Origin of the sequence: Thauera sp. (genome assembly GCF_035444905.1) — a bacterium.
Classification (GTDB): Bacteria; Pseudomonadota; Gammaproteobacteria; order Burkholderiales; family Rhodocyclaceae; genus Thauera.
On the sequence record NZ_DAOMPS010000007.1, the window covers coordinates 97,258 to 116,866 of the forward strand.

At 70.5% G+C, this 19,609-nt stretch carries 18 protein-coding genes; 10 read left to right on the forward strand and 8 right to left on the reverse strand.

Going from position 1 to position 19,609, the window contains the following annotated elements:
• The first annotated feature begins 17 nt into the window (after positions 1-17).
• Positions 18-977, forward strand: a complete 960-nt coding sequence (locus PLC66_RS05350; RefSeq protein ID WP_324538205.1) for a hypothetical protein — start codon at positions 18-20, stop codon at positions 975-977.
• A 208-nt stretch (positions 978-1,185) separates the two neighbouring features.
• Positions 1,186-1,782: a Yip1 family protein gene (locus tag PLC66_RS05355; RefSeq protein WP_324538206.1), complete on the forward strand. Its 597-nt coding sequence runs from the start codon at positions 1,186-1,188 to the stop codon at positions 1,780-1,782.
• A gap of 46 nt (positions 1,783-1,828) precedes the next feature.
• Here PLC66_RS05355 and PLC66_RS05360 read toward each other — a convergent pair whose 3' ends face one another.
• A complete protein-coding gene (locus PLC66_RS05360) occupies positions 1,829-4,258 on the reverse strand; it encodes a Lon protease family protein (protein ID WP_324538207.1) in 2,430 nt (809 codons plus the stop codon).
• Between the two features lie 203 nt (positions 4,259-4,461).
• Here PLC66_RS05360 and moaA point away from each other — a divergent pair, with 203 nt between their 5' ends.
• A complete protein-coding gene (gene moaA, locus PLC66_RS05365) occupies positions 4,462-5,541 on the forward strand; it encodes a GTP 3',8-cyclase MoaA (protein WP_324538208.1) in 1,080 nt (359 codons plus the stop codon).
• Positions 5,542-5,560: 19 nt separating this feature from the next.
• On the opposite strand, the gene PLC66_RS05370 is transcribed toward moaA, so the two are convergent.
• The gene (locus PLC66_RS05370; RefSeq protein ID WP_324538209.1) at positions 5,561-6,172 is read right to left on the reverse strand and encodes a YceI family protein; all 612 of its coding nucleotides are present in this window, start codon (positions 6,170-6,172) and stop codon (positions 5,561-5,563) included.
• 53 nt (positions 6,173-6,225) lie between these two features.
• Complete coding sequence (locus PLC66_RS05375) at positions 6,226-6,975, reverse strand: CDP-alcohol phosphatidyltransferase family protein (RefSeq protein ID WP_324538210.1); 750 nt, start codon at positions 6,973-6,975, stop codon at positions 6,226-6,228.
• A gap of 116 nt (positions 6,976-7,091) precedes the next feature.
• Here PLC66_RS05375 and PLC66_RS05380 point away from each other — a divergent pair, with 116 nt between their 5' ends.
• From PLC66_RS05380 to PLC66_RS05400, 5 genes are read left to right on the forward strand one after another with little or no spacing between them, the layout of a single operon-like run.
• Positions 7,092-8,078, forward strand: a complete 987-nt coding sequence (locus PLC66_RS05380) for a zinc-dependent alcohol dehydrogenase (protein ID WP_324538211.1) — start codon at positions 7,092-7,094, stop codon at positions 8,076-8,078.
• A 19-nt stretch (positions 8,079-8,097) separates the two neighbouring features.
• Positions 8,098-8,496 carry a 6-pyruvoyl trahydropterin synthase family protein gene (locus PLC66_RS05385; RefSeq protein ID WP_324538212.1) on the forward strand — a complete coding sequence of 133 codons (399 nt, stop codon included), beginning with the start codon at positions 8,098-8,100 and terminating at the stop codon, positions 8,494-8,496.
• A gap of 34 nt (positions 8,497-8,530) precedes the next feature.
• Positions 8,531-9,595 (forward strand): glycosyltransferase family 4 protein, encoded by a 1,065-nt coding sequence (locus tag PLC66_RS05390; RefSeq protein WP_324538213.1) that lies wholly within the window; start codon positions 8,531-8,533, stop codon positions 9,593-9,595.
• A gap of 33 nt (positions 9,596-9,628) precedes the next feature.
• A complete protein-coding gene (locus PLC66_RS05395; RefSeq protein WP_324538214.1) occupies positions 9,629-10,573 on the forward strand; it encodes a class I SAM-dependent methyltransferase in 945 nt (314 codons plus the stop codon).
• A 58-nt stretch (positions 10,574-10,631) separates the two neighbouring features.
• Positions 10,632-11,561 (forward strand): lysylphosphatidylglycerol synthase transmembrane domain-containing protein, encoded by a 930-nt coding sequence (locus PLC66_RS05400; protein WP_324538215.1) that lies wholly within the window; start codon positions 10,632-10,634, stop codon positions 11,559-11,561.
• A 32-nt stretch (positions 11,562-11,593) separates the two neighbouring features.
• Here the strand turns inward: PLC66_RS05400 and PLC66_RS05405 are convergent, their stop codons facing one another.
• Complete coding sequence (locus PLC66_RS05405) at positions 11,594-12,382, reverse strand: RibD family protein (RefSeq protein ID WP_324538216.1); 789 nt, start codon at positions 12,380-12,382, stop codon at positions 11,594-11,596.
• 198 nt (positions 12,383-12,580) lie between these two features.
• Here PLC66_RS05405 and ribA point away from each other — a divergent pair, with 198 nt between their 5' ends.
• Positions 12,581-13,738 (forward strand): GTP cyclohydrolase II, encoded by a 1,158-nt coding sequence (gene ribA / locus PLC66_RS05410; protein WP_324538217.1) that lies wholly within the window; start codon positions 12,581-12,583, stop codon positions 13,736-13,738.
• Between the two features lie 88 nt (positions 13,739-13,826).
• Here the strand turns inward: ribA and PLC66_RS05415 are convergent, their stop codons facing one another.
• Positions 13,827-14,639 carry a creatininase family protein gene (locus PLC66_RS05415; RefSeq protein ID WP_324538218.1) on the reverse strand — a complete coding sequence of 271 codons (813 nt, stop codon included), beginning with the start codon at positions 14,637-14,639 and terminating at the stop codon, positions 13,827-13,829.
• Between the two features lie 65 nt (positions 14,640-14,704).
• Here PLC66_RS05415 and PLC66_RS05420 point away from each other — a divergent pair, with 65 nt between their 5' ends.
• Positions 14,705-16,621, forward strand: coding sequence for an alkaline phosphatase family protein (locus PLC66_RS05420; protein WP_324538219.1), 1,917 nt, complete (start codon positions 14,705-14,707; stop codon positions 16,619-16,621).
• A 27-nt stretch (positions 16,622-16,648) separates the two neighbouring features.
• Here the strand turns inward: PLC66_RS05420 and purT are convergent, their stop codons facing one another.
• From purT to PLC66_RS05435, 3 genes are all read right to left on the reverse strand, one after another.
• Positions 16,649-17,848, reverse strand: a complete 1,200-nt coding sequence (purT, locus tag PLC66_RS05425; RefSeq protein ID WP_324538220.1) for a formate-dependent phosphoribosylglycinamide formyltransferase — start codon at positions 17,846-17,848, stop codon at positions 16,649-16,651.
• A 157-nt stretch (positions 17,849-18,005) separates the two neighbouring features.
• A complete protein-coding gene (locus tag PLC66_RS05430) occupies positions 18,006-18,353 on the reverse strand; it encodes a hypothetical protein (RefSeq protein ID WP_324538221.1) in 348 nt (115 codons plus the stop codon).
• Positions 18,354-18,433: 80 nt separating this feature from the next.
• Positions 18,434-19,597, reverse strand: a complete 1,164-nt coding sequence (locus tag PLC66_RS05435; RefSeq protein WP_324538244.1) for a DNA recombination protein RmuC — start codon at positions 19,595-19,597, stop codon at positions 18,434-18,436.
• Positions 19,598-19,609: the final 12 nt, after the last annotated feature.

Genomic DNA, 19,609 nt, shown 5'->3' on the forward strand with positions numbered 1-19,609 from the left:
CCGCAAGGAGCATCACCATGGAAGTCACCCTCCACGCCCTGCACCCCGCCCAGCGTTACGCCAAGGCTGTCGAAGTCTCGAAGCGCGTGCGCTTCGACATCGATCGCGACGTCATCCGCGGCCGCCAGTTCGACTTCAACAAGAAGTTCCTGCCCGACGGCCTGTCACGCGTCGACGCGCTGCCCTTCCTGCTGCCGGCCGAGCGCCGCTTCCTGTCCCAGATCCAGGGCCGCTCCTACGCCAACATCTTCGGCCTCGTCGAGCGCTTCATCAGCGCCCAGGTGCTCGACCTGAGCCGTGACCACTGGTTCGGCGACCAGGTCGCACTCGAGGCCCTGGTGCGCTTCACCGACGAGGAGATCAAGCACCAGGAGATGTTCCGCCGCCTCGAGCGCATGGCCGCCGCAGGCATGCCCGCGGGCTACGTCTTCGTGCCCGACCCCAACGAGGTCGCACGGGCGGTGCTGTCAGCCTCGAAATGGGCCGTGCTCGGCCTGATCTGCCACATCGAGATCTTCGTGCTGCTGCACTACCACAGTAGCATCGAGCCGGACGACAACCTGTCCGAGCTGTGGAAGGACGTCTTCCTGCACCATGCGCGCGAGGAATCGCAGCACGCCATCCTCGACGAGCTCGAGTGGGTGCGCGAGGACGCAGGCCTGAGCCCGGCGGAACGCGACCGTGCCGTCGATGACCTCATCGGCCTGGTGGCCGCGGTCGACGGCATCCTGCAGGCGCAGGCGCGCGCCGACGCCGAGTACTTCATCGCCACCAGCGGACGCAGTCACAGCGCGGAAGAGGCGGCGCAGGTGCACGCCACCGTGCTGCGCGCCTACCGCTGGCAGTACATCGTCTCGGGCGTGCAGGGCGAACGCTTCCAGGCCGTGCTGGGGAGCATGATCGACGCGGCGCAGTTCCAGCGCATCGCCGGCGCGCTCGGCCCGATCATCGACGACGTGAATCGGGTCCTGCACTGAAGGGACTCGGCCGCCTGCAGGCGGGCACCCGAGGGCGGACCGGCTCGACCGGCTCCGCCCTCGTTTCCTTGTCGGGCGCGGATCCTCGCCATCAACGGCACACGATGTCCGGCACGAATCCGGCGCGCGCCGGTCTACTTGCTCACGGCGTGCCTGCGACTGGGCCCAGCCGCTGCAATGAGGAGAAACGAGACACAAGGAGACGATCATGCATGTGCATAACCTTCCCAAGATGTTGTACTCGTACAAGGAAGGCTGGTCCGAACTGGTCAGCATCCATCCGTCGGTCAAGAAGATGTTCACGATGTTCGTGATGCCGATGTCGCTGATCCCGCCGGCCATGTTCCTGTATTCGATGTACGTCACGCCCGGCGCCGTATTCCCGGCTGCGGTGCCACAGATCACGGGCTTCGAGGCGGCCCTGCTGTTCGTCTGCTTCTACGCCGCACAACTGGTGATGGTGCCGCTGATGGCCTCCATCATCCAGCAGCTCGGCGAGGTCGCGAACGCCCGCCCTGACTTCCACGACGCCTTCATGCTCGCCGCGGTGGCGCCGGCGCCGCTGTGGATCTGCGCGCTGGTGCTGTTCGTGCCGTCGGCCTGGGTCGCCGTCGCAGCGATGGCCGTGGCCTGGGTGGCCTCTGCGGCGCTCATCTATCACGGCATCGAGCCCCTGTTCAAGCTCGACGATCACTCGCGCTCGCGCGTGCTGGGCAGCTTCGTGCTCACCACCGGCGTCGTCGCCTGGCTTGCGCTGATGGTGGTGCTCGCCCTGCTGCTGAGCATGATCGTGGGCCTGCGCTGAACCCACGCTGCCGCCTGCAGCGCCCGCCCGCGAGGGCGGGCGCTGCTCAGACGCCGTGACGGCGGCGATGCTGGCGGGCGCCGGCCGAACCCTCGGTGTCGGAGAAGGCGTGACGCGCCGCGGTCATCTCGGCGAGCACGGTCGCCACCTTGTGGTTGAGCGTGCCCCTGGGGATCACACCCTTGGCGTCGGGCTCACCCGCATTGACGCCGGTGAGCACCGTCATCGCCTCGTCGACCGTCGTCACCGCATGAATGTGGAAGCGGCCCTGCGCCGCGGCCTCCACCACATCCTCGCGCAGCATCAGGTGACGCACGCTGGCGGCCGGGATCACGACGCCGTGCGAGCCATCCAGCCCGCGCGCGCTGCACAGGTCGAAGAAGCCCTCGATCTTCTCGTTCACGCCGCCGATCACCTGCACCTCGCCGAACTGGTTCACCGATCCGGTGATCGCAAAGCGCTGCTGGATGGGGATCTGCGTCAGCGCCGACAGCAGTGCGCACAGCTCGGCCAGCGAGGCCGAGTCGCCCTCGACCGGCGCATAGGATTGCTCGAACACGAGGCTGGCCGACAGCGACAAGGGCTGGTGGCGGGCGTAGCGCGCCGCGAGGAAGGCGGACAGGATCAGCACGCCCTTGGAGTGGATCGCGCCGCCGAGTTCGGTTTCGCGCTCGATGTCGACCACGTCGCCCTCACCCATGCGCACGGTGGCGGTGATGCGCACCGGATGGCCGAAGCGCTCGCCGGCGAGCTCGACCACCACCAGGCCGTTGATCTGGCCGGCACGCTGGCCGTCGGTGGAAATCAACGTGGTGCCGTCGAGAATGGACTCGCGCACCCGCGTCGGATAGCGATTGCAGCGCCGCACACGCGCCGCGAGCGCATCCTCGACCTCCTCGCGGCCGGTGGCGCTGCGTCCCTTCAGGCGGGCGTGGTGGTCGGCCTCGCGCATCAGGTCGGACAGGGCGCGCGTATTGAGCGACAGGCGACCGGCATCCTCGGCCAGACGCGACGCCTCCTCGACCAGGCGGGCAACGCCGCTGCGATCGAAGGGCAGCAGCTTCGCCCCGCGCGCCAGCAGCGCCATCAGGCGGGCGTACTCGCATTCATTCTCGGGCGTGCGCGGCAGGTCGTCGTTGAAGTCGGCCGCGACCTTGAACAGGTCGGCGAACTCGGGATCGTGTTCCATCAGCAGGTAATACACATCGCGATCACCGATCAGCACCACCTTCAAGGCGCTCGGCACCGCCTGCGGCTCCAGCGTCAGCGCGCCGCTCCACCCCTGCGCCTCGGCCGGCGGCTCGATGCGGATCTCGCCGGCGCGCAGGCAGCGCTTGAGGCCTTCCCAGGCAAAGGGCTGGGACAGCAGGCGCTCGGCGTCCAGCACCAGGTAGCCGCCATTGGCCCGATGCAGGGCACCGGCGCGGATGAGGTTGAAGTGGCTGACCTGGTTGCCCTGCTGCACGACGTGCTCGATGCGCCCGATCAGGTTGCCGTAACCCGGATTGTTCTCGAACACCACCGGCGCGCCCTGCGACGCCGAGTGATCGACCAGCAGCTTGACCTGGTAGCGGTGGTAGCGCGTGTTCTCCTCGGGTTCGGCGACGTCGTCCTCTTCCTCCTCGAGCATCGTGCCCCTGATCGCGCTGTCGAGCACGTCATGTGCGACCGCATCGACAAAGGCGAGCACCTCGGGCAGGTCGGTGTGCGCCTCGCGCACCTCACGCAACAGGTGGGACACCGCCGGCCCCAGCACCTCGTGCTCGGCACGCTCGATCGACTCGCGTACCGCCTTGCGCCAGCCGGGAAACTCGTTGAGCAGGTCCTCCAGCCTTTCGCTCCAGGCGGTGACGCGGCCCTCGATGGTCTTGCGCTCTTCCTCGGGCAAGGCCTCGAAGGCCTCGGGCGACATCACCTCGCCGTCGCGCATCGGCGCGAACACGAAACCCTCGGGAGTCTGCAGCAGCGAGATGCCCTCCTCGGCACAGGACTGGCCGAGCTCGCGCAAGGCGCCCTCCTCGCGCGCCTTGTGGGCGCTCTGCAGGGATTCGACGCGGTCGCTGTGCGCGTCGCTGTCGAGCGCGGCCTCCAGCGCCGGGCCGAGGTCGCGGATGAAGGTCTGCATGTATGCGCGCAAGGCCGCGCCGCGGCCGGCCGGCAGGGTGAGCAGGCGCGGCTTGAGCGACTCGTCGAAGTTGTGCAGGTAGCACAGATCGGGCGGCACCGGCTCGCCGGCGGCGCGATCGCGCAGCAGCCTGAAGGTGGTCGCATGCTTGCCGCTGCCGGCCTCGCCCAGCACGAACACGTGATAGCCGCTGTGCCCCATGGCGAGGCCGAAGCGGATCGCCTCCACGGCGCGCTCCTGGCCAAGGTCGCCGGCGTGATCGGCAAGGGATTCGGTCGTGTCGAAATTGAAGCAGGCGGGGTCGCAATAACTGCGCAGTGCCGTGGCGGGCAGTGGCACGAGTTCGGCCATGTCTGATTGTTCTCCTGATGCCGGAATCGCTCCGGCGCGCAATGATACACCGCTCGCCCATGGCACTCGGGGTCGGGCCCTCAACGCGCACGCGCACACGCTGCAGTGCAGCATGCGCAGGCGCGCGAGAAAGCGGCTTGAACCATGCCTTGCAAGGCGCTGTCCCTGTATTGATAATCGCTGCACTCGCCCCCTGGCCTGCCATGAAAGTCATTCCGATCCACGAGGCTGCGGCCCCGATCCTGCCGGCCGATCCCGCACAGCGCCCCGCTCCGGGCGCGCCGCTGCTCGATCAACGCGGGCGCAGCGTGCGCGATCTGCGCATCTCGGTGACCGATCGCTGCAACTTCCGTTGCGTGTACTGCATGCCGCGCGAGGTGTTCGACGACCAGTACAAGTTCCTGCCGCGCAGCGAGCTGCTGTCCTTCGAGGAGATCTTCCGCGTCGCCCGCCTGTTCGTCGAACGCGGCGTGCGCAAGCTTCGCATCACCGGTGGCGAACCCCTGCTGCGCAAGGACATCGAGCGCCTGATCGCGATGCTCGCCCGGCTCGACGGCGTCGAGATCACGCTCACAACCAACGGCGTGCTGCTGCCCAAGCTCGCCCGCCGGCTCAAGGATGCCGGCCTGCATCGCGTCACCGTCAGCCTTGATGCGCTCGACGATGCGCTGTTCCGACGCATGAACGATGCCGACTATCCGGTCGACAAGGTGCTCGAGGGCATCGCGGCCGCAAGCGCGGTCGGCCTCGGGCCGATCAAGGTCAACATGGTGGTCAAGCGCGGCACCAATGACAGCGACATCGAGGCGATGGCGGGCCACTTTCGCCACAGCGGCCACATCCTGCGCTTCATCGAGTTCATGGACGTGGGCGCCTCGAACGGCTGGAAGATGGACGAGGTGCTGCCCTCGCGCGAGGTGATCGCACGCATCGACCGCCTCTACCCGCTCGAGCCGATCGACCCCAACTACGAGGGCGAGGTCGCCGAACGCTGGCGCTACAAGGACGGCGGGGGCGAGGTCGGCGTGATCTCGTCGGTGACTCAGGCCTTCTGCGCCAGCTGCACCCGCATCCGCCTGTCGACCGAGGGCAAGCTCTACACCTGCCTGTTTGCCCAGCACGGCCACGATCTGCGCGGCCTGCTGCGCGGCGGCGCCGATGACGCCCGCATCGACGCCGCAATCGCGCAGGTGTGGCAGCAACGCAGCGATCGCTACTCCGAGATCCGCACCGCCGCAACCGCCACCCTGCGCAAGATCGAGATGTCCTACATCGGCGGCTGAGGGCGGCGCCCGGCTGCGTTCAGTCGCGGATGGCCTCGAGCTCGAAGCTCAGCGCCACCGCGTCGCCCACCATGCCGCGGTCGACGCCATAGTTCATGCCCCACTGGCTGCGCTGCAGCGTCGTGCTCGCCGAGATGCCCAGCGTGTGCTTGCGGTGGCCGAAGGGATAGGCCGCCGCCTTGTTGAGCGACACGTCGAGCGTCACCGGGTGGGTCTGCCCCAGCAGGGTCAGCTTGCCCGCGAGCTTGCCGGTGTTGTCCGCGCCGAGTTCCAGCGCGGTGGCCTCGAACACGATCTCGGGAAAGCGCTTCGCATCCAGGAAGTCGCTGTCGCGCACGTGGCGATCGCGCGCGCCGTGGTTGCTGAACACGCTGTCGGCCACCACCACCACCCGCCCCGAGCTGAGCGTGCGCGCGTCCTCGTCGTACACGAAGCTGCCACTCGCCTTCAGGAACAGGCCGATCACGTTTGCGTAGCCGACATGGTCGACCTGAAAGGCGATCGCGAAGTGATCCGGGTCGATGCGGTAGGTGTGCGGCTCGGCCAGCACCGGGCTGGCCGCCAGCGCGGCGGCAAGCGCCCCGCTACCGATCAGCGTGCGCAGCGCGGCAGGTCTCGTTTCGGCTCTCATGCTTGCGTCTCCTTTGGTGGTTGAGTTCTTGTGGCGGATCCCGGCCGTCCTCTTCAGGGCCCGGCGACCCGCAGGCTTGCGCCGGACCGGTACAGCCAGCGCACATCGAGGGCGAACGAGCCGGCGAGCAGGCCGAGCGCAAGCGCCAGCAAGCCTGTCGCCAACGTCGGACCGACAAGGGGCAGCAGGCACAGCAGCAGGCTCGCCACCTGCCACACGCACACCAGCTTGCGCCGACGGCTGTCGGGCAGCGGCGCGTCGAGCCAGGGCCAGCGCCGCATGGCAAGGACGAAGCCGTAACGCATCAGGCCGATCGCCAGTACCCACGGCCCCGCCTTGCCCATCGACAGCAGGTGCATGCACAGGACGAGCATCAGAAAGGCATCGAGTTCCATGTCGAAGCGCGCGCCGAACGCACTCGCGCATCGCCAGCGCCGCGCCACCCAGCCGTCGACGCCGTCCAGCAGCAAGGCCGTGCCCGCGATGCCGGCCAGCAGCCAGGCCTGCTGCTGCGCCCACGACGGGACCAGCGCCGCCCCCGCAAGCAGCGACACGAGCGCGGCGCGCCCCAGCGTGACGTGGTTGGCCGGCCCCAGGCTGCGCCCGCGATCGGGCCAGTGCAGCCACAGCAGCGCCGACAGCGCCGCCTGCACCCCGAGTGCGGCGAGCAGCGCCATCACGGGCAGACCGACCACCGCAGAAAGCCCGCCGCCGGAGAGCGCCACGCCGGCCAGGCCGAGGCCAAGTTCGAGGCCGGCCCGCGGCCAGCCCGTGCCCGCCGTCGTCATGTCCTGCTGCTTCATCGATCGCCCCCCCTCCTCCCGCTGTTGTCGCGCCCGGTCCGGCCCGTGCCGCCTGCTACCATGCGAGCTTCGATCATCAAGCCGCCGCCAGGGTTCGCCGGGCGGTCCCTCGAGTCATGTCCCAAGCCAACCTCGCCTTCTGGAGCCTGCCGCCGGATCGCGGCGAACTGCGCCCGGCGCCGCTGCCCCCACTCGGCGATGGTGACGTATGCGTGCGCAGCCTGTACAGCGGCATCAGCCGCGGCACCGAGTGCCTGGTGTTTCGCGGCGAGGTGCCCGTCAGCGAGTACCAGCGCATGCGCGCGCCCTTCCAGCAGGGCGACTTTCCCGGCCCGGTCAAGTACGGCTACATCAGCGTCGGCGTGGTCGAGGACGGCTGCGGCAGCTCGGCCCGCGAACTGGTCGGCAAGACGGTGTTCTGCCTGCACCCGCACCAGCAGCGCTACATCGTGCCGGCCTCTGCGGTCGTGCCCCTGCCTGCCGGCCTGCCCGCCGAGCGCGCCGTGCTCGCCGCCAACATGGAGACGGCGATCAATGCCGCGTGGGACGCCGCGCCCACGGTGGGCGAGCGCATCGCGGTGATCGGTGCCGGCGTCGTCGGTGCGCTGCTGGCCTGGCTGTGCGGGCGCATCCCGGGCACCCAGGTCGAGCTCGTCGACGTCGATCCTGGCCGGGCGGCACTCGCCGCCGCGCTCGGGCTCACGCATCGGCTGCCCGACCAGGCCAGCGCCGAATGCGACCTCGTGGTGCACGCCAGCGGCAACCCGGCCGGACTCGCGCGCGCGCTCGAACTGGGCGGCCAGGAGGCCCGCATCGTCGAGATGAGCTGGTACGGGCTGCGCAGCGTGCCGCTCGCGCTCGGCGGGGCGTTTCACGCCCGCCGCCTGTCGCTCAAATCCAGCCAGGTCGGCCACTTGCCGCCCTCGCACACGCCGCGCTGGGATTACCGCCGGCGCATGGAACTTGCCCTTGCGCTGCTCGTCGACGAGCGGCTCGACGTGCTGATCAGCGGCGAGAGTCCGTTCGCCGACCTGCCGCAACTGATGGCCCGGCTCGCACACGAGCCCGGCGGCGCGTTGTGCGAGCGCATCCGCTACCCCTGACCCCACCCGGAGACCCTCCATGTACAGCCTCACCGTCCGAGACCACGTCATGATTGCGCACAGCTTCCAGGGCGCCATCTTCGGCCCTGCGCAACGCCTGCATGGCGCGACCTATGTGGTCGATGTCTGCTTCCAGCGTGCCGAGCTCGATGCCGACGGCCTGGTGGTGGACATCGGCCTCGCCAGCGAAACCCTCAAAACGCTGCTCGCCGATCTCAACTTCCGCAACCTCGACGACGAGCTCGCCTTCCGCGGCCAGAACACCACCACCGAGTTCATGGCGCGCGTGGTCTTCGACCGCATGGCTGGCGCGATCCGTAGTGGTCGCCTGGGGGCAGGCGGCCGGGGCCTGCAGCGGCTGAAGGTCACGCTGCACGAATCGCACATCGCCTGGGCCAGCTACGAGGGCGCGCTTTGACCGCGGCTGCCCGGCGCTCCTCGAGAACCGGCGCATGACGCGGCAGCTCAGCTTCATCGTGCCCGGTGACCCCGGCCAGCTCACCGGCGGTTACCTCTACGACGCGCGTATCGTCGCCGGGCTGCGCAGCCGCGGCTGGACGGTGCAGGTGCATGGCCTGCCCGGGCGCTTTCCCGATGCCGACGATGAAGCGCGCACGGCACTCGCTCGCACCCTCGCTGCCTTGCCGCCCGGGCATCAGGTCGTCGTCGACGGCCTGGCCGCGGGCGGCTTGCCCGAAGTGGCGCTTGCCCACGCCGGTCGGCTGGCGCTCGTCGTCCTGGTGCACCATCCGCTCGCCGACGAGAGCGGGCTCGACGCCAGCCGCCGTCGCTGCCTGCTCGCCAGCGAACGCGCCGTGCTGTCGGCGGCGCGCCTCGTCATCGGCACCAGCCGGTTTACCGCCCGCCGCCTGGCTGATTTCGGCGTGCGTCCCGCCCGCCTGCGCGTCGTCGCCCCCGGCACCGAGCCAAGCGCACTCGCCGCCGCGGACAACATCGCACCGCGCCTGCTGTGCGTGGCCTCGTTGACGCCGCGCAAGGGCCACGACCTGCTGCTTGCCGCCCTGCAATCAGTGAAGCACCTGCCCTGGACCTGCGACTGCATCGGCAGCCTCACGCGCGCACCGCAGCACGCCGCCGCCATCGCCGACGCCATCCGCCGCGCCGGCCTGGGCGATCGCCTGCGCCTGCTCGGCGAATGCCCGGAGCGGGTGGTGCGCGAGGCCTATGCCAGCGCCGACCTGTTCGTGCTTGCCTCGCGCTACGAGGGATATGGCATGGTGATCGACGAGGCCCTCGCCGCCGGCCTGCCGGTGCTCACGACCAGCGGTGGCGCGCTGGCCGAGACCCTGCCGCCCGACGCGGGCGTGAGCGTGCCGCCCGATGACGCCGCGGCCTTGGCGAGCGCCCTGCAGAACCTGCTGCAGGACCGCGACCGACGTCTGCGCTTGCGCGATGGCGCGCGCCGGGCGCGCCTGCAGCTGCGCAGCTGGACGCAGGCGGCCGACGAGTTTGCCGCCGCGCTGGACAGCATAGGCGCTGCCCCCGCACGGCACTGAGCCCGACCGATCGCCTCGCCCGAGACTGCCGCCATGCTCGCACCCACGCCCGCAAGCCCGCTGCCTCCCGAAGCCCCTCGGGACGCCCACCCCGATGCGCTCTTCGATGCGGACTGGCTGGCGCTGCGCACCGCGGCCGACAGTGCAGCACGCGCCGACCACCTCAACCGGCGCGCAGCCGACTGGCTGCGAGCCCGCCAGCCGGCTGCCGACAACCAGCGCCTCTTCATGCTGGCCGACCTGGGCACCGGCAGCGGCGCCAACCCGCGTTACCTCGCCCCGCGCCTGCCCGGCCCCCAACGCTGGACGCTGATCGACCACGACCCCACCCTGCTCGCACGCGCGCTCGCGTCCTGCACCGAGCTGCGCGACCATGATGGCGGCCACGTCCAGATCGAGACACGGCAGTTCGATCTGGCCGCCCTGAACGCCACGGCGCTTGGCGAGACGGGCCTGGTCTGCGCATCGGCCCTGCTCGATCTTGTCGATGCAGCCTGGCTGGCGCGACTCGCCGACCTGTGTGCCGATCTGCGTTGCGCCGTGCTCGTGACCCTCAGCGTGGACGGGCTGTGGCATTTCGAGGGCACCGGCGAAGTGGCGGGCGATGCCGACGACGCCCTCGTGCGCGAGGCCTTCAACGCGCATCAGCGGCGCGACAAGGGGCTGGGCGCGGCACTCGGCCCCGACGCGGCACCGACGCTTGCCGCCGCGCTCGATGCGCGCGGCTTCGAGGTCGAGCTCGCCCCCAGCCCCTGGAAGCTCAAGCTCGCCGAAGCCGGCGATGCCGCCCTGGCACGCGCCCTGATCGACGGCTGGCGCGACGCCGCCCGCGCGCAGTGCCCGCAGGCGACTGCGCGCATCGAGGCCTGGCACGGGCGCCGCAGCGCGCTGTGCGGGGTTTCGCCGGGCCAGCTCGTGGTGGGGCATGTCGACCTCTTCGCCGCCCCCCGCACCCACCCCGTGCGCAACGCAGGCTGAGGATCGACGCCCGCTGCCGATGTCGCGCACGCTCCCCCAAATACGCCAGCGGTTTCGTGTGCGCGCCCTGCTGCTGCCGGCGCTGCGCCTCGCGTTGAGCCTCGGCCTGCTCGCCCTCGTGCTGCTGTGGCTCGACCCCACCGCGCTGGCGCAGGCCTTTGCCGCGCCCCACCCAGGATGGCTGCTGCTCGCCCTCGGCCTGAGCCTGCCGCAGATCGTGCTGTCGGCCTGGCGCTGGCGGCTCACGGCGCACCAGCTCGGCGTGCCGCTGGGCCTGCGTCATGCCGTGGCCGAGTACTACCTCGCCACCTTCCTCAACCAGATGCTGCCGGGCGGCGTCATGGGCGATGCCGGGCGCGCCTGGCGCCATGCGCGCAGCGAGGCGGCAGCCGGCCAGCGGGCCGGCGCCTGGCATGCCGTGCTGATCGAGCGCGCTTCGGGCCAGCTTGCCCTGCTGCTGGTGGCGCTGCTGACGCTGGCCTGGTCGCCAGCGCTCCAAGCCGTGCCGCTGCGCCTGCTCGGGCTCGACGGCGCGGCCGCTGCGCAAGCGGCGGGCGCCACATTCTGGCTGCTGCTGGCCGCCGCCCTGCTCGTCGGTCTCGCCGGGTGGCGGTGGCCAACGGTGATCGGCCGCCTCGGTCGCGCCGTGCAGCACGCCCTGCTCGCCCGCGAAGTTTTCGCCCGCCAGTTGATCGCCTCGCTGCTGATCGTCGCCAGCTACCTGGCCGTCTACCTGTGCTGCATGCGCATGGTCGGCATCACGACGCCAGTTGGCGAGGTCATGCCGCTGGTGCCCTGGGTGCTGCTGGCGATGGCGATCCCCTTGTCGATCGCAGGCTGGGGCATCCGTGAAGGCGCGGCCGCACTGGTGTGGTCGCTGGCCGGCCTGAATGCGGCCGAAGGCGTCGCGATCTCGGTCAGCTATGGCCTCGTCGTCCTGCTCTCCAGCCTGCCCGGCGCCCTGCTCCTGCTAGCGCGCCGGCGCTAGCAAGGCCTGTGCGCCCGCCCGGCCGGGAACGCTCACGGCGGGTCCCGCAGGGGGCGCAGCGCGAGATCGAACACCACATCCTCGCCGCAGGCAAAGTGCCGACAGGGCGGCCGAATGGCCTCGTCCAGTCGGTCGATCGGCGGCAGCACCAGGCCGGCGGGGCCCGCGCCGATCAGCATCGGCGCAACCATGACATGGAGGCGGTCGAGCACCCCCGCCTGCAGGAAGCGCGACACCGTCACCCCGCCGCCCTCGACCAGCACGCGCCGCAAGCCGCGCCGGGCCAGGCGGGCCAGCACCTCGGCCGGCTCGAAGCCGGCTTCACCGCTCGCCAGCGCGATCCGCAGCACCGTGCCGCCTGCACCCCCTGCGCTGCATGGGTCCGCTGCCGGTGCGGCCTCGGCCGCGGGCAGGCCGGCGGCGACCAGATGCAGCGTGGGCGCGAGCCCATCGCCGAACAGCCGCGCCGACGGCTTGGCGCGGCCGCGCGGATCGAGCACCACGCGCACCGGATTGCGCCCGGCCACATGGCGCACGGTGAGCTGCGGGTCGTCGGCATTGACCGTGCCCACGCCCACCACGACCGCATCCACGAGCGCGCGCAGGCGATGCAGATGCGCGCGCGCCGCCTCCCCGTTGATATAGTGCGAGGCCCCGCTGGCGGTGGCGATGCGTCCGTCCAGGCTCTGCCCGATCTGCGCGATCACCACCGGCGCGGCGGTGGCCACCCAGGGCAGGAAGAGATCGAGCAGATCCCGCGTCGGCCGGTCCAGATCGCGCGCGCAGCCCCAGGCGCCACCGCGCCGGATTTCGATATCCACGCCCTGCACCGTGAAACTTGTTGCCTCGCAGGCGGCCCAATCGGCATCACGCGCTTGCAATATGCACGTCCAGCCCCAATCTGATAGAAGCTCGTCTGACATTCATCCTTCCTTCACACACGGTTTACATCGGCGTCTGCCCGCCCCGGGGACGGCTTGCGTGATGGTGAACCAGAACCCCCAACGGAGAACACAGTAATGCGCCAAGCCGAGCGTGCCATTTTCGATCTGCGTCGCGGCCTCCCCATCGTGCTGCGTGACCATGGCAGGCAGACGCTGGTCCTCGCCGTCGAGGGCCTGACCGGGCGCAGCCTGGACGACGCCCTGCAGCTGAGCGGCGCCGCGGCACAGCTCGTGTTGAGCCGCCATCGCATGGCGGCGCTGGGGCAGGCCGATGCGACCGACGCCGTCGCCCTCGCACTCGAGCCCCTGCCCGACGCGCGCGCGCTGCGTGACCTGGCCTGGATGCAAGGCGCCACCCTGCCTGCGGGCACCCGTGCGCGCGCGGCCAGCCAGGCCGAACGTGCCGCCCTGCGCCTGCTCGGCCGCGCCCAGCTGGTCCCCGCCGCACTGTCCTTCGCGGTGTCCGCATCACAGGCAGCGGTCGTCGCCAACGAGATCGAACGCGGCCAGGTGCTGGCCGTCGAGGCCAGCGAGGCCCTGCGCCTGTGCAACAGCGGGCCCGGCACCCTGACCCGCATCAGCGAGGCCAAAGTGCCGCTGGCCGAAGCCGAGAACAGCCGCTTCGTGCTCTTCCGCGAAGCCGATGGCGTGCACGAGCACGTCGCCATCGTCATCGGCGACGCCGCGCAATGGCCCGAGGCGGTGCCCGTGCGCCTGCATTCCTCCTGCCTCACGGGCGACCTCTTCGGCAGCCTGCGCTGCGACTGCGGCGAGCAATTGCGCCGCGGCGTCGCCGCGATCAACGCCCAGGGCGGCGGCATCCTGCTCTACCTGTCGCAGGAAGGGCGCGGCATCGGGCTGGCCAACAAGCTGCGCGCCTACGGCCTGCAGGACCAGGGCCTGGACACCATCGATGCCGACCAGGTGATCGGCTTCTCCAAGGACGAGCGCGACTTTCGCGTCGCCCACGAGATGCTCGACCAGCTCGGCGTCTCCAAGGTGCTGCTGCTCACCAACAACCCCAGCAAGGTCGAGGCCCTGCAACGCGCCGGCATCAACGTCGTGGCGCGCCAGGCGATCTATGGCGAGGTCACGCGCCAGAACGAGCGCTACCTGCAGACCAAGGCGCACCGCCACGGTCACTGGCTGCATGACTTGCTGACCGAGCAGGACGAGCCCGCCACCGATGAACCCGAGCGCCTGCCTGCCCCGGGCACGGCCGGCGGCGCCTGAGCCCCGCAAACCGACGCTTCAACACGCGCCCATGTGCGACCTGCCACCGCCCGCACATCGACGCCGGGCACGGCAGCGCGCTGCGCCGCTAGGCGGGCACGTCGCGCAGGTGGCCAAGATCGAAGTCCTGCGCATCCTCGATGACGCCCGCAAGCACGCCGGCAAAGTGTTCGACCAGGCGCGCGCCGAGTGCCGCATCGGCAAGCGCCGCGTTACCCGTCGCGCCCCCGGCATTGAGATCCTGCGCCATCCAGGCGAAGCCGGCCTCGCCCTCGGGGCCAAGCCGACGGCCGTCGGCGGCCATGCGCTCGCCAAGGGACGCGAAGTTCGCCAGCGCCTCGCGCCGCACCTTGTGTGGTGCCAGATGCAACATCATCGCGGTTTCCAGGGCCCCGCCATGCAGGCCGTGGCGCAGCTCGGCCGCGGGCAGGGCCGCGGGGGGCGGCGCGAAGCGGAAGTAGTTGGCGCGCACCACCAGCATGCGGTGCGCGGCGCGCAGCTTGAGCGCGGCCAGATCGACCACCGCCTTGTTGCCACCGTGGGTGTTGAACAGCACCAGCCGCCGCAGGCCGGCCCGCGCGACGCACGCGCCCACTTGCTCGACCACCGCGAGCGCGGTTTCCGGACTCAGGCTCAGGGTGCCGGCAAAGTCCGCGTGTTCGAGGCTGAGACCGACCGCGAGCGCGGGCAGCACGCACACCTGCACGTCCGCGCGAAGGCGCGGCAGGGCGGCATGCAGCAGGCCATGGGCAATGTCGAGGTCGGTCGACAGCGGCAGATGCTCGCCATGCTGTTCGACCGCCGCCAGCGGCAGCAAGGCCACGGTGTCCTCGGCCGCGAGGCGGGCGATCTGCTGCGGGCTCAGGTCCTGCCAGTACGAGACAGCGGCGGAGGTGTCCATGGCGGGGGCTTCCAGACGATGCAAGTCGGAACGCCGATCATAGCCCGTCCGGCGGCGAGGCGGCCATGATGCCCGGCCCGCAGCGCCACGCCCGCAAGCCGCGCGGCCTGCCGGGGACGGTGCTCGCCAGCGGCCTGCGCGTGCTCGCACTCGTGCTGCTTCCGCTGCTGGTGCTCAACCTGCTGCTTGGCTTCGGCAACCACTGGCCCACCTTGTGGCCGCGGCTGGAATGGCGCTTCTCGGCAGAACTGGCGGCGCTCGTCGTGGCGCTGGCGGCCTGGGTCGGCTGGCGCGGACGTGCCGGCGGCCGCCTGCTGGCAGGACTGTCGATGCTGGGCACCGCCTGGGTGATGCTGCACTACCTCAACGTCACCGTCCCCTCGATCTTCGGGCGCAGACTCAATGCCTACTGGGACGGCCAGCACCTGTGGGCCGTGCTCCGCATGAGTGGCGAAGGCGGCGCCGGTGGTGCTTACCTCCGTCTGGCGCTGAGCCTGTTGCTCGCCGTGGCCGCAGTGGCCCTGATCTACGCGATCGTGCGCCTGTGCCTGCAGGGTCTGGCCCGGGCGGCGGAGCACACGGCCACCCGTCGCGCACTGCTCGGGCTTGGCGCGCTCGGCTGCGCGCTGGGGGCGACCCAGCCCTGGCAGGGCGAGGTGCTGCGCCCACTGATCGCGCCGCCGGTCAGCAGCCTGCTCGCCGAGCAATCCCGCTTGCTGGCACTCGCACTGTCGCGCACCGCCCATGTCGAACGGCTGGGCCCGAGCCCGGATTTCGCAGGCGACGTTGATGCGCTCGAGGGCTCGGATGTGCTCATCGTGTTCGCCGAGGCCTATGGCGCGGTCACGCTCGACAAGCCGGACATCGCCGAGGCGCTGGCGGCCTCGCGGACGCGGCTCGCCGCCGGCATCGCCGCCAGCGGTCGCCATGTGGTGTCGGCGCGGCTGATCTCGCCCACCTTCGGTGGCGCCTCCTGGCTCGCCCATGGCAGCCTGCTCGCCGGCATCGACACCCGCAACCCAGCCGACTACCAGTTGCTGCTGACCACCGCGCGCCCCACCCTGGTCAGCCATTTTGCCGCCAATGGCTACCACACCGTGGTGTGGACACCCGGCATCCAGCGCGCCTGGCCGGAGGGGGCCTTCTATGGCTTCGACCGCATCGCCGACGCCGACCGCATCGGCTACCAGGGACCGCATTTCGGCTTCTGGCGCATTCCGGACCAGGCTTCGATGGCGCTCATTCACCACCAGGAGTTCGGCAAGCGTTTCCCGGCAAGGGCGGCTCCGCAACAGGACAGGGCGGGGAATGCGGAGGACGGCGCGGAAGGCGGAGCGGAGGACGCCGCAGACGACGCCACGGCGATTGCCGACGAGGCCGCCGTCCGCGTTCGCCTCGCGGCCTACCATCCTGAAGACGCGCGCCCATCCGACGCTGATGCCGCCTCAATGGCAGCCTCGATGGCCGCCGCACCGACCGGCCTGGCCGAGCGCATCGAGGCGGCGCGCGCGGCACGCGAACGCCGGCCGCGGCTGGTGGTGTTTCCCACCGTCACCACCCATGCCCCCTTCCGTGCCATCGCACCCTTCACCGACGACTGGTCGCGCCTGCTCGGCCGTGACGCCTACAGTGCGGACGAGCTCGCCGCCGCCGAGGGCGTCCCGGTGCGCTGGTCCGACCCGACGCCGGCCTACCTCGCCTCGATGCGCTACCAGTTCGACTGGCTCGCCGATTACCTCGGCCAGCACGCGCCGGCCGACCTGTTTACGATCATCGTCGGTGATCACCAGCCGATCGGCTCGGTCACCGGACCGGGCCAGCCGTGGGACGTGCCGATCCACATCGTCAGCCACGACCGCGCCCTGCTCGCGCGCTTCGAGGCCGCCGGCTTCGTGCCGGGGCTGGTCCCGCCCGACACGCCGCTCGGGCCGATGCAAGACGTGACGCCGCTGCTGATCGAGGCCTTCCGCCGCGCGCCCTGAACCCGGCCGCGGCGCCCGGCGAGCGATTCAGCCCGCGACCGGTCTGACCCTGCTCGCCGCCAGCTTGGCGCGCTCGCGCGCCTCATCGACATCGGCGCCATTGGCCACCGCCACGCCCATGCGACGCTTGACGAAGGATTCCGGCTTGCCGAACAGGCGCAGGTCGCTGCACGGCACGGCCAGCGCCTCGGCTACGCCCTCGAAGCGCATCGCCTGCGCATCGACCCCGCCGTAGATCACGGCCGAGGCGCCCGGCTCGCGCAAGCCGGTATCGACCGGCAGGCCGAGGATGGCGCGGGCATGCAGCTCGAACTCGGAGAAGCGCTGCGAGCACAGCGTGACCAGGCCGGTGTCGTGCGGACGCGGGCTGACCTCGGAGAACCACACCTGGTCGCCGCTGACGAAGAGCTCGACGCCGAACAGGCCGCGCCCGCCCAGGTTGCCGGTCACCGCCGCCGCGATCTCCTGCGAGCGCGCCAGCGCCGCCGGGCTCATCCGCTGTGGCTGCCAGGATTCGACGTAGTCGCCCGACACCTGCACATGGCCGATCGGCTCGCAGAAGTAGGTCCGCACCTCACCCGCGGCATCGCGCGCACGCACCGTCAGCAGCGTGATCTCGTAGTCGAATTCGATGAACCCCTCGACGATGACCCGCCCCTGATTCACCCGCCCGCCGGCCGCGGCATAGTCCCAGGCCTTCTCCACGTCGTCCGGCCCGCGCAGCAGCGACTGGCCCTTGCCCGAGGACGACATCACCGGCTTGACGATGCAGGGATAGCCGATGCCGTCGTCGATCGCCGCCTGCAGCTCCGCCAGCGAGTCGGCGAAGCGGTAGGGCGAGGTGGGCAGACCGAGGGTCTCGGCCGCCAGGCGACGGATGCCCTCGCGGTTCATCGTGAGCTGGGTCGCGCGCGCGGTGGGGATGACCTCGGCGAGGCCGGCGGCCTCGATCTCGGCCAGCATGTCGGTGGCGATGGCCTCGATCTCGGGCACGACCAGATGCGGGCGCTCCTGCTCGATCAGCGCGCGCAGGGCGGCGCCGTCGGTCATCGGGATCACGTGGGCGCGGTGGGCCACCTGATGGCCCGGCGCGTTCGGGTAGCGATCGACCGCGATCACTTCGACGCCGAGGCGTTGCAGGGCGATGATCACTTCCTTGCCGAGTTCGCCGGCGCCAAGCAGCATCACGCGCAACGCGCAGGGTGAAAGCGGGGTACCCAGGTCCATACAGGCTCTCCTTGTCGTGTGGGGCGGTGCCGGAGACGACAGGGAGCGGGCGGCGAGTCCGCCATGCGCACCTTCCGGCGACCGGAAAGCGGCATGTTAATACAGCGCAGACTGCGCTCGCGCGGCCCGGGTCGCGACGGTGGCGGTCGGGACTGGCTTACTCGCGACGCTCAGCCGAATCGAGCGGGCGCCAGTGCGCGTCCACGGGCAGCGCCTCGCCCTCTTCCGCGGCCCGTGGGCGCTCGAAGCGGTACAGCAAGGCCTTGCACTTGCCGCAGGACACGATGCGTTGCGCATCCTTGCCATGGCTGAGCCCGTCCTCCTTGAGTTCGGCCGCGCCGCAGGCATGGCAGGACGGCTCCTCGAGCCCATGCGCCTGCAGGTAGGTGCCGCGCTCGGGCAGCGCGCGCTTGGCACTTTCCTGGCGATGAAAGACGCGCAGGATCATCCACATGGTGAAGAACACGGCCATGATGAAGAGGATCGGCAGGGGAACGGAAGACATCGTCGGGGCAGTCCAGGCGGGTGAGTGAACGCTCCGACCTTAACCCAAGGGCCAGCGGCATTCCCTGTTCGAGGTCAAGTTCAGCCGCGCTCCACGGCTTCACCGTCTTCCAGCTGCACCGACTCGATCTTGTGGAAATGGGCGCTGATCTTGCGGCTGGAGGTCTGCACGTCCTGCACGTCGCGACTGGCCTGCTCGATGTGGCGGGCGAGCGCCGCCATGCGTTCGTCGAAGCGGTGGAAGTCCTTCGCCAGCTTGCCGAGCGCATCCTGGATGACGTGGATCTGCTTGCGCGTCTCGACGTCCTTGAGCACCGCGCGCGCGGTGTTGAGCACCGCCATCAGCGTGGTCGGCGACACCAGCCACACCCGCCGCTGCTGGGCGTAGGCGACGAGCTCGGGGTGATAGGCGTGGATCTCGGCGAACACCGCCTCTGCGGGCAGGAACATCACCGCCCCGTCCGAGGTGACGCCCGGCAGCAGGTACTTGTTCGCGATCGCATCGATGTGGCGGCGGACGTCGGTACGGAAGGCCGTCTGCGCGGCACGGCGTTCCAGCCCGCCGGCCTCGCCGTCGAACATGCGGTGGTAGTTCTCGAGCGGAAACTTGGCATCGACCGCCACCTTGCCGGTCGGCGCCGGCAGGCTCAGCAGGCAATCCACCCGCGTGCCGTTGGGCAGCACCGCCTGGAAGGCATAGGCGTCGGGCGGCAGCATGTTCTGCACCAGGGCCTCGAGCTGGACCTCGCCGAAGGCGCCACGGGCGCGCTTGTCGCCGAGCAGCTCCTGCAGGCTCACCACATTGGTGGTGAGGCCGTCGATCTTCTTCTGCGCCTCGTCGATCGTGGCCAGGCGCGCCATCACGCTGGCAAAGGTCTCGTTGGTCTTGCGAAAGCCCTCGTCGAGACGCTGGCTGACCTGGCCGGACAAGGTGTCGAGCCGGCCGTCCACGCTCTGCGTCAGCGCCTGCATGCCGCGCGAGAGCTGCATAGAGGCCGCGGTGAGCCCGCGCTGCAAGAGCTCGCGGTCGGCGCGCGCATGCTCGCCGATGCGGTCGGTCTGGCGCGCCAGACCCTCGTGCAGGTCACGCAGGATCTCGCGATGCTGGGCGCCGAGCTGGTGCTCGAGCTGATCGGCCAGCACCTCGGACAGCGCCGACTGCAGCCGACGCTCGGTGCCGAAGCTGCGCACCAGCAGCCAGACGAGCACGATCAGGATCGCGGCAAGCAAGCCCGCGAGCAGCATCTCCGCCAGGCT